8 protein-coding genes are annotated in these 8,660 nt (G+C 59.7%); 5 read left to right on the top strand and 3 right to left on the bottom strand.

Going from position 1 to position 8,660, the window contains the following annotated elements:
- Positions 1-150: 150 nt before the first annotated feature.
- Positions 151-1,821, bottom strand: a complete 1,671-nt coding sequence (locus RS75_RS10835) for a Na/Pi cotransporter family protein (RefSeq protein WP_045020197.1) — start codon at positions 1,819-1,821, stop codon at positions 151-153.
- 110 nt (positions 1,822-1,931) lie between these two features.
- Positions 1,932-2,798 (bottom strand): LysR substrate-binding domain-containing protein, encoded by an 867-nt coding sequence (locus RS75_RS10830; protein ID WP_045020195.1) that lies wholly within the window; start codon positions 2,796-2,798, stop codon positions 1,932-1,934.
- Positions 2,799-2,892: 94 nt separating this feature from the next.
- Here RS75_RS10830 and psrA point away from each other — a divergent pair, with 94 nt between their 5' ends.
- From psrA to phnE (RS75_RS10805), 5 genes are all read left to right on the top strand, one after another.
- A complete protein-coding gene (gene psrA, locus RS75_RS10825; RefSeq protein ID WP_045020193.1) occupies positions 2,893-4,020 on the top strand; it encodes an iron-containing alcohol dehydrogenase PsrA in 1,128 nt (375 codons plus the stop codon).
- Positions 4,021-4,111: 91 nt separating this feature from the next.
- Positions 4,112-5,026 carry a phosphate/phosphite/phosphonate ABC transporter substrate-binding protein gene (locus RS75_RS10820; RefSeq protein WP_045020191.1) on the top strand — a complete coding sequence of 305 codons (915 nt, stop codon included), beginning with the start codon at positions 4,112-4,114 and terminating at the stop codon, positions 5,024-5,026.
- Positions 5,023-5,844: a phosphonate ABC transporter ATP-binding protein gene (gene phnC / locus RS75_RS10815; RefSeq protein WP_234704245.1), complete on the top strand. Its 822-nt coding sequence runs from the start codon at positions 5,023-5,025 to the stop codon at positions 5,842-5,844. The genes RS75_RS10820 and phnC overlap by 4 nt, the downstream gene beginning before the upstream one ends.
- Positions 5,844-6,671, top strand: a complete 828-nt coding sequence (gene phnE / locus RS75_RS10810; protein ID WP_045020188.1) for a phosphonate ABC transporter, permease protein PhnE — start codon at positions 5,844-5,846, stop codon at positions 6,669-6,671. The genes phnC and phnE (RS75_RS10810) overlap by 1 nt, the downstream gene beginning before the upstream one ends.
- Positions 6,672-6,680: 9 nt before the next feature.
- Positions 6,681-7,520: a phosphonate ABC transporter, permease protein PhnE gene (phnE, locus tag RS75_RS10805; RefSeq protein ID WP_045020186.1), complete on the top strand. Its 840-nt coding sequence runs from the start codon at positions 6,681-6,683 to the stop codon at positions 7,518-7,520.
- Between the two features lie 181 nt (positions 7,521-7,701).
- Here phnE (RS75_RS10805) and RS75_RS10800 read toward each other — a convergent pair whose 3' ends face one another.
- Entirely contained in the window at positions 7,702-8,583 is an 882-nt protein-coding gene (locus RS75_RS10800) for a LysR substrate-binding domain-containing protein (RefSeq protein ID WP_045020184.1), read from the bottom strand.
- Between the last annotated feature and the right edge of the window lie 77 nt (positions 8,584-8,660).

The following is an 8,660-nucleotide window of genomic DNA, read 5'->3' as shown; positions in this document are numbered from 1 at the left end:
CAACAACGGTGATGGGAGACATCTGGTTCATCGAGGGCATCCTTCTGAGAGCAGAGCGAGCGCAGCACGCAGGTGCGCATATGTTCCTGTTCTATGTGCCGCAAAATCATCCATTCGAAAAATTGCAATTCTGAATTAGATCGATAGATTTTAGCTATGATCTGTCTTGACCAGACGACTGGTCAACAGATCGCCGCTGCGCGTGAGGATCGGATAAGCGACGGTGGCGAGAAGCGAATTGATCTCCTTCAGGCCGCGTGCGATCTCGATATGCATACCGCTCGTCTCGATGCTTTCGGGCGTGCCGGATTGCAGGCGCCGCAGGTGCCGGTCATGCGTGTAGCGCGCCATTTCCCGCATTCTCTCCTTTTCGAGCATGAGCTGGCGTGCCGAGGGCGGATCTTGCGAGATGAGGACGTTAAGGGAAAGATGCATGTTCTCGACAACCTGGGCATGCAGATCCACCAGTTCGCTCCATCCTTCGTTGGAAAAACGCCAGTTCTTGTCCGCCCGCTCCTCGGCAAGAACGAGAAGGTTCTTTGCGATGATATCGCCGGCATGTTCGAGATTGATGGCAAAATCGGTGAGCTCGATGCTGCGCGCGGCTTCTTCACTCGTCATCGTGCCGCGGTTCACCTCGGCGAGATAGAGCTTGATGTCGGTGTGGGCCTGGTTGACTGCGTCGTCGATGTCGCGCACGCGGGTGATGTCGACGCGCTCCCCGGCACGTAGCATATCCATGACAGGGCGAACCATTAACTCCACGAGTTCGCCCATGCGCAAAAGCTCACGCGTCGCACTGGCAAGCGCCAGCCGGGGCGTGGTGATAACAGATCGATCAAGAGCAGTGACACGGTTTCGCAGCGGATCGTCGCTTGCGGCCTTCATCTCCGCTTCCGGCAGCAGGCGCGAGACGATACGCGTCATGAAGGCGACGAATGGTAGGCCCGCCAGAACGAGGCCTGCATTGAAGAGCACATGAAAATTCACCAATGCATCCGCCGGCCCATAACCGAGCGCGGCAACCGGCAGCATGGTCGTTTCCATCACGGCAAGGGTGGTAAGGGAAGCCGTCGCGCGGAATAAGAGGTTGCCAACGGGAATGCGTTGAGCGGCGGAGGGCATGCCGCGCGACAGCCAGAAGGCGATGAGACCGCCGCCGAGATTGGCGCCGAGCACCAGCGGGACGGCAGCCTCGAGCGGCACGAGATCCTGTCCGGCAAAGGTCGCGATCATGAGGATCGCCGCAACGCTGGAATGGATGAGCCAGGTGAAAAGCGCGCCGATCAGGAAAGCCGTCACATAATCCTCGGCCAGATAGCTCGCAAGCGACGGCAGCATGGCGCCATCGCGCAGCGGCGCCGTGGCCGTGCCGATTAGCCGCAGCGAGAGGAGCACAAAGCCGACCCCAAGCACCATGCGGCCGATCTCGCGCATCCGCCTGTCGGAAAATTTCAGATGCAGAACCCCGCCAGCAAAGAGACAGACCGGAACGAGCCAGCCGAGATCGAAGGAGAGCACACGCACGACCAGCGCCGAGCCAAGATCGGCGCCGAGCAGCAGGGCAAGCCCGGTTGGAACTGTCAAAATGCCGTTCATCGCAAAACCGCAGGCGAGCATGGCAACGGCAGTGGAGCTTTGGAGCAGGATGGCGGCGGCGGTTCCGCCGGCCGCCGCCCGGCTATGGCCCCGCGCGGTCCCGAGCATGGAGCGAAGCGCCCCGCCATAGGCGTTCTCCATGCCGGTTCGCACCATGTGCACGGCAAAGAGCAGCAGCATAGTCGCTCCTGCGAGGTGTAGTAGGACGGCGGAAAGATGCATCGGCTTGTTCCCTGTCTATTAAACACAAGACAGTCCGCCGATACGAGATATTCGTCAATTTTAAAGTTTCTATGGATCTATAGATTGGGCCTATAGGTGATGGCCGGCTTTCAGGGCGCTAGTACGGTCTTCATGAAGGCTTCTATCTTCGGCGAAGCGCGCCGCTCCTCGAGGCAGCAAAGTCGGTATTCGGTCCGGATACTGACATCCGAAAAGCGGATCGTGCCGAGGCGGGGATGCGCGACGAATTCGAAATCGGCAACGACGCCAATGCCGAGGCCGCGCTCGACTGCCTTCCACACGCCCTCGCGGCTGCCGATTTCGAGCAGTGGCTTTATGTGCACCTCTGCCTCCACGGCCGCCTGTTCCAGCGCGCGCCGTGTCGTCGAACCGACTTCACGCAGGATCAGCGGCTGGTTGGCAAGTTCCGTGATGGAAACGCGTTCGCGCCCATACCATGGATGATCGACATTGACGAAGACGACGACATCATGGGTGCTGAACGGCACGGAGCAGATTCGCGGATCGTCCACGGCATGGGCGAGGATTGCGACGTCCGACTCAAGGTCGAGGACGCGCTGCAACGTCTGATCGGAATTGCCGAGCAACATGCTGACCTCGATCGATGGATATTTGGCAAGGAAGCGCGCCACCATCTCGGTGGCGTGGAACGGACCCACTGCGGCAAGACGCAACTGGCCGGTTTCGAGCTTGCCGCTGCTCAGCAGCAGCTCCTCGGCTTCCTCGTGCAGGCTCATGATGCGCTTGGTGACATCGAAGAGGGCGGCGCCTGTTTCCGACAGCTCCACCCGGCGCCCGCGACGCACAACCAGTTCGACGCCATAGCGATCTTCCAACTCCTTCACCTGGGTTGTCACGGTGGGTTGGCTGATGTTCAGTGCGTGGGCTGCGGACGTGAAACCGCGGTTCTCGGCGACGGCATGAAATGAGCGAAGATGGGTAAATACTATAGCCATAGCCTATGATAAGCGGCGAAGATTTGTATTAGTCAATAGATCGCGAGTTTGTAACAGTGTTCCTGCCCATCAATTTACAAACAGGAAACTTGCCGTGTGGTCCTATCGCAATCCCGTTGACGTTCGTTTCGGCCCCGGTAGCTTCGCGCGACTGGCCGATGTCATCGCCGGTCGTCGCTATGCGCTCGTCACCTACGGCGACACGTTTTTTCGTGGCCTCGCATCACGTCTTGAGAAGGAGGCCGGCGCGCCGGTCCTCGTCATTGACGATATCGCGCCTAATCCGGACATCGCCCTTCTGGAAGTCCAGACGGCCCGTTTCGCGGGGCTTGTCCGACCACCGGAAATCATCGTGGCGCTCGGCGGCGGCTCGGTCATCGACTCGGCCAAGGTATTTGCCGCCGCACGCGGCGACTTCGCCGCCATGGATGCATATCTAAAGAAGCGGGCCGGCGCGGAGACCATTGCACCCTGGCCTTTGGTCGCGGTCCCGACAACGGCTGGAACCGGCAGCGAAGTCACCTGCTGGGGCACGGTCTGGGACAATGCGGGCGGCGTCAAATTCTCGCTTGCCCATCCCGGCCTCTATCCAGAATATTCGATCGTCGATCCCGAGCTCATGATCGGCAAGCCGAGGGACCTTACCGTCCAGACCGGACTAGACGCCTTGTCGCATTCGCTGGAGAGCCTGTGGAACCGCAGCGCCAATCCCGTCTCCATGGCTCATGCAATCGCTGCCGCGCGAGGGGTGCTGGCTACCCTGCCGCTGCTCGTCAACGATCTCAGGAATGTTGAACTTCGGGGCCGAATGGCGCGCGCCGCAACTCTGGCCGGCTTCGCCTTCTCCAATACCAAGACTGCCATCGCTCATTCCCTGTCCTATCCGATCACGCTGCGTCATGGTGTGCCGCATGGTATCGCCTGCTCTTTCTCGCTTCCGATGATCATCCGCAGTGTCGCCAGGGAGGGCGGTATCTGCTTGGAGGGCTTGCAGGCGATTTTCGACGTGGAGGCGCAGGAGGCGGCCGACCAGCTGGAAACATTCCTGAACGGCCTTGGCGTCGCGACGGATTATCGCCACTACGGCATCGATGATGCGGAATGGCGCGACTTGATCGCGCTCGCCTTCGACGGGGAGCGCGGGCAAAACTTCATCGGCAGGAAGGACGCGCTTCTGGCCGTCGCCGGTGGTGGAGGAAGGAAGCATATGGCAGTGGCATGACCGATCAATAACCGCCGCGAGCGGGAGGCTCAGGCGGGTCAATTTCATTTGTTTTGGGAGGAATGAATGGCTATTGTTTTGGGAGGAATGAATGGCTATCTTGAAACGCGCCATCGCTGGCCTGGCAACGCTGGGCGCAGTGATCACCTACACGAATTCGGGTGCGCTTGCGGCAGAGTGCAAAAACCCCGACACGCTGGTCTTCTCGATCATTCCGACGGAGGAGACGACGCAGGAACTCGACATCTACAAGCCCCTGCTCGACAAGCTGAAGGAAAAGACCGGCAAGTCCGTCGAATTCTTCATGCCGACGTCCTACGCCTCGGTTATCGAGGCTATGGTCAACGGCTGGGTGCAGATCGGTGTGCACGGGCCAAACTCCTATGTGCTTGCCAGGCAGAAGGACCCGAACCTTGAGGTCTTTGCCACGTACACAAAGACCAAGGGCCACTTCCAGGAAGAGGGTCCGGGCTATCGCGCCGTGCTTGTCGTGCCGGCAAGTTCGAAGTTTGATAGTATCGAATCCCTCAAGGGCTCGGTCGTCGGCCTCGCCGATCCGGCCAGCACATCCGGCAATCTCCTGCCGCGCATGGTGTTCGGCGAGAAGGTAGGAACAGGTCCGCAACTGGAGAACTACTTCTCCAAAGTCGTCTATACAGGTGGCCACGACCAGTCGGCGCTGGCGGTCAAGGAAGGCCGCGTTGACGATGCCTTCGTGGCGACCCACCGCCTCGACAATGTCATCGACCGTGGACTTGCCAAGAAGGAAGACTTCCGGGTGCTGTGGCAGTCCGAGATCATTCCGCAGGACCCGATGGTCTATCGCAGCGATCTCTGCGATCCGCTGAAAGCCTCCATTCGCGAAGCGTTCCTGACGCTCCACGAGGACCCGACAGCAAAGCCGTTTTTCGATGGCATCGCCTCCACGAAGTTCGTGGCCATGAAGGACGCCGACTACGATATCATCCGCAAACTTGTCGCAGCCGAAAAGGCAGCAAGCCAGTGAGACACGAAAAGAACATCATCGAGAGCCGCGCGGCGCGCGGCTCAACGGCCGAAACGGTGGCGTCCATGTCTATCCTGCAAGTGCGCAACCTGAAAGTCAGCTACGCGGCCACCGGCCCGGAAATCCTCAAGGGAATAGATTTTGCTGTCGATGGCGACGACTTCTGCGCCGTCATCGGACCGAGCGGCGCCGGAAAGTCGACGCTGATCCGCTGTATCAACCGCCTTGTGGAGCCGACGGAGGGCGACATTTTGCTGTTCGGCCAGTCGGTGCGATCGCTGCACGGGACCGAGCTGCGGCGTCTGCGCCGGCGTATCGGCATGATTTTCCAGGAGTTCAACCTGGTGAATCGCATGTCGGTCATGGACAATGTACTGTCGGGCAGGCTTGGCTACACAGGAGCCTTCCGCAGCTTCTTCAAGGCTTTTCCGCGCGAGGATATCGATCGGGCGCTTCACCTTCTCGAAAAGGTCGGACTGCAGGATCATGTCGACAAGCGGGCGGATGCCCTTTCGGGGGGGCAGCGCCAGCGTGTGGGCATTGCCCGCGCGCTGATGCAGAAGCCGGAAATTCTGCTGCTCGACGAGCCGACCTCCGCACTCGATCCAAAGATTTCGCGCGACGTTATGCGGCTGATCCGTGAGCTGGCAACCGAATTCAAGGTTCCCGTCCTGTGCAACATTCACGATGTACAGCTGGCGCTTGAAAGCTGCAACCGCATCATCGGCATGCAGGATGGCTACAAGAAGTTCGATGGTCCGTCGAAAGGCATGCGCAAGCAGGACCTCGACGAGATTTATGCGATGGAGGTGCTGTGATGAGCCTGGCGTTCTCTTCAGTCTCGGAGCATCGATTTGACGCCTGGCTCGCCCATAAGCGCAGCCGTCGCACCAAGAACTGGCTTGTGGTCGCAGCAAGTGTCGCAGTGCTCGCCTGGTGTTTCTGGGACACGATCATGTTCGACACGGACTGGGCGCGCATGGGCGGCGCGCTCGGCATCGGCGGCACGCTTGAACGTTTCCTCTGGGTCGACTGGTCACTTACACCCAAGTTGCTCGTGCCGGCGCTCGAAACCCTTATGATGGCGACACTCGGCACCATCCTCGGCTGCGTGCTGTCGCTTCCCGTAGCGTGGTTCGGAGCAGCGAACGTCACCCCGAACCGTTACATCCTCTATCCGTTTGGCCGCTTCCTGATGGTGTTGTCCCGTTCGATCCATGAGATCATCTGGGCGCTGCTCTTCGTCGGTGCCGTCGGGCTGGGCGCCTTGCCAGGCATCCTCGCCGTCGCGATGCGTTCGATAGGCTTCATCTCGAAAATCACCGCCGAAGCGATCGAGAACATAGACCCGAAGCCCGTCGAGGCGATCCGCGCCGTCGGCGGCAACCAGTTTCAGGTAATGTACTACGGTATCGTGCCACAGATCCTGCCTGTCATCATCGGCACGATCATCTTCGAATGGGATATCAATATCCGCCGCTCCGCCATCATGGGGCTGGTCGGCGCCGGCGGCCTCGGCCTCGTCTTTTTCCGGCAGATGGCAATGTTCAACTATGGCGGTGTGACGCTGGTGGTCCTTGCGGTCCTGGCCCTCATCGCGCTCGGCGAGGTGGTGTCCCATTTCGCCCGCAAGGCAGTGATCTAGGAGGCGGCAATGGTATTCGCATCGACACAATCCATCCCCACCGCACCACGCCGCTGGTCGCGTTACCGCCACCCGCATTCGACCATCCGTTTTTGTGTGTTGCTGGCCGTGCTGACATTTCTTGCCTGGTCCGTCGCCTTTCTCAATATCGACCTCGCGCGCATTCTCGGGGCCTTCCCGCGCCTGGCTGAAATTCTCGCTACCCGCTATTTCCCGCCGGATATGGACTATATTTCCGACGCGGATTTTATCCGTTCGGTTATCCGCACGCTGGAAATGTCGCTGCTTGGCGGTTTCTTCGGCGTCGTCTTCGCCATACCCCTCGCATGGCTCGCCGCGCGCAACATCACGATCAGCCGGCGCATCACCTATCCGTTCGGCCGCATCGCCATCATGGGCAGCCGCTCCATCCACGAGACGATCTGGACCATCCTCTTCGTAACGGTGTTCGGCTTCGGCATGCTCGCTGGCACGCTCGCGCTCACCGTATTCTGCATCGGTTTTGCCGGAAAATTGTTTTCCGATGAAATGGAAGCGATCGATATGGGGCCGGTTGACGCGATGCGCTCGGTCGGCGCCAATCCGCTGCAGGTCTTCCAGTATGCGGTCGTGCCGCAGGTCCGGGTCGCTTTCACAGGTATCGCGATCTATACGTGGGACGTTGCTTTCCGCGCAGCCACGGTCGTCGGCTTCTTTGGCGGCGGCGGCATGGGGTGGTACCTGAAGCGCACGACCCAGCAGCTCGAATCCACACGCGTTGCTGCTATTCTGCTGGTGATCATCGCTCTTGTCCTCATGGCGGAAATCGGATCAGGATGGCTGCGGCGACGTATTTCCAGAATGCGTTAGCGCGGATTACCTTTTGCCAACGATATCCCGCCGTCTTCGCATACTCCGTCGCCAAGATGCGTTCGTCAAAAAAATCTCTCGATTTCAGCCTCCGTTGACTTCGTCACCGGAGGTTTATTTTTCGTGTCATTCGGGAGCTTGCAGTCCAAACCGGCGAATTTGGAACGGCGAAAAGTGGCGTTCAAATTCCTTTCGCCGCTGGCGAAAGTCGGCGTGCGATATCGAAAAATGCACTGACGAGCTTGCCGTTGCTGCGCTCGCGCAGACAGATGAGTGCCTCGTCCATCAGCATTTCCGGAGCATTGATGCGGATGGGGACGAGGCGGCTGTCCTGGCCGAACTCGGCGGACGAAACGAAGCCGACGCCGCCACCGGCCGCCACGATTTCGCGAACTGCCTCGCGTCCCTCCGCCTCGATGCGCGGTATCAGGGTAGTCCCGCAATGCTCGGCCATGGCTTCCAGCTTCTGGCGAGTCTTGGAACCGCGCTCGCGCATGACAAGAGGGTGTTGTGCAAGTTCGGCGAAAGTGACCTCGCTCTGACCGGCCAGCGGATAATCACGGCTCACGAAAGCCGTGATTGGTGTGGAATTGAGCTTCAGGATGTCAAAGTCGCTGGATTGAGGGATTTCGCCGAGAACACCGATATCGGCCTCATAGGCATGCAGGCTGGTGATGACGGTCTCCGTATTGCCGGCATTGATCGAGACTTTCACAAACGGGTAAGCGCGGCGGAAGGCGGCGAGGATATGCAGCAGGTGATGGGCAGCGTCCGCGACAATGCGGAGCTTTCCAGCCCGAAGGGCCTTGGACTCCGAGAGCAGGTCCAGCGCCTGCTGCTCCACGTCGAACATGCGCCGGGTAATCTCCAGAAGCTGCTGGCCGGACTGGGTCAGCGACACCTGCTTTTTGTTTCGGTTAAAGAGCAGGACGTCGTACTCCTCCTCCAGTTTGCGCACCTGGTCCGAGATTGCTGGCTGCGTCAGAAAAAGCGCCTCCGCCGCTCGCGAGAAGCCGCCGTGAATGGCGACGTTGTGGAAAGCCCGAAGCTGGACGTAGCGCATTCGAACGCTCCCCGTTTGATATGGTTCATATCCGGCCTATTAGAATGAACGATTTAATTTATGTAAAGCCACCAACG

It is taken from the genome of Rhizobium nepotum 39/7 (assembly GCF_000949865.1).
GTDB lineage: Bacteria > Pseudomonadota > Alphaproteobacteria > Rhizobiales > Rhizobiaceae > Agrobacterium > Agrobacterium nepotum.
Note: the sequence above shows the minus strand (reverse complement) of the source record. Positions and strands in the feature narration are given on the sequence as shown.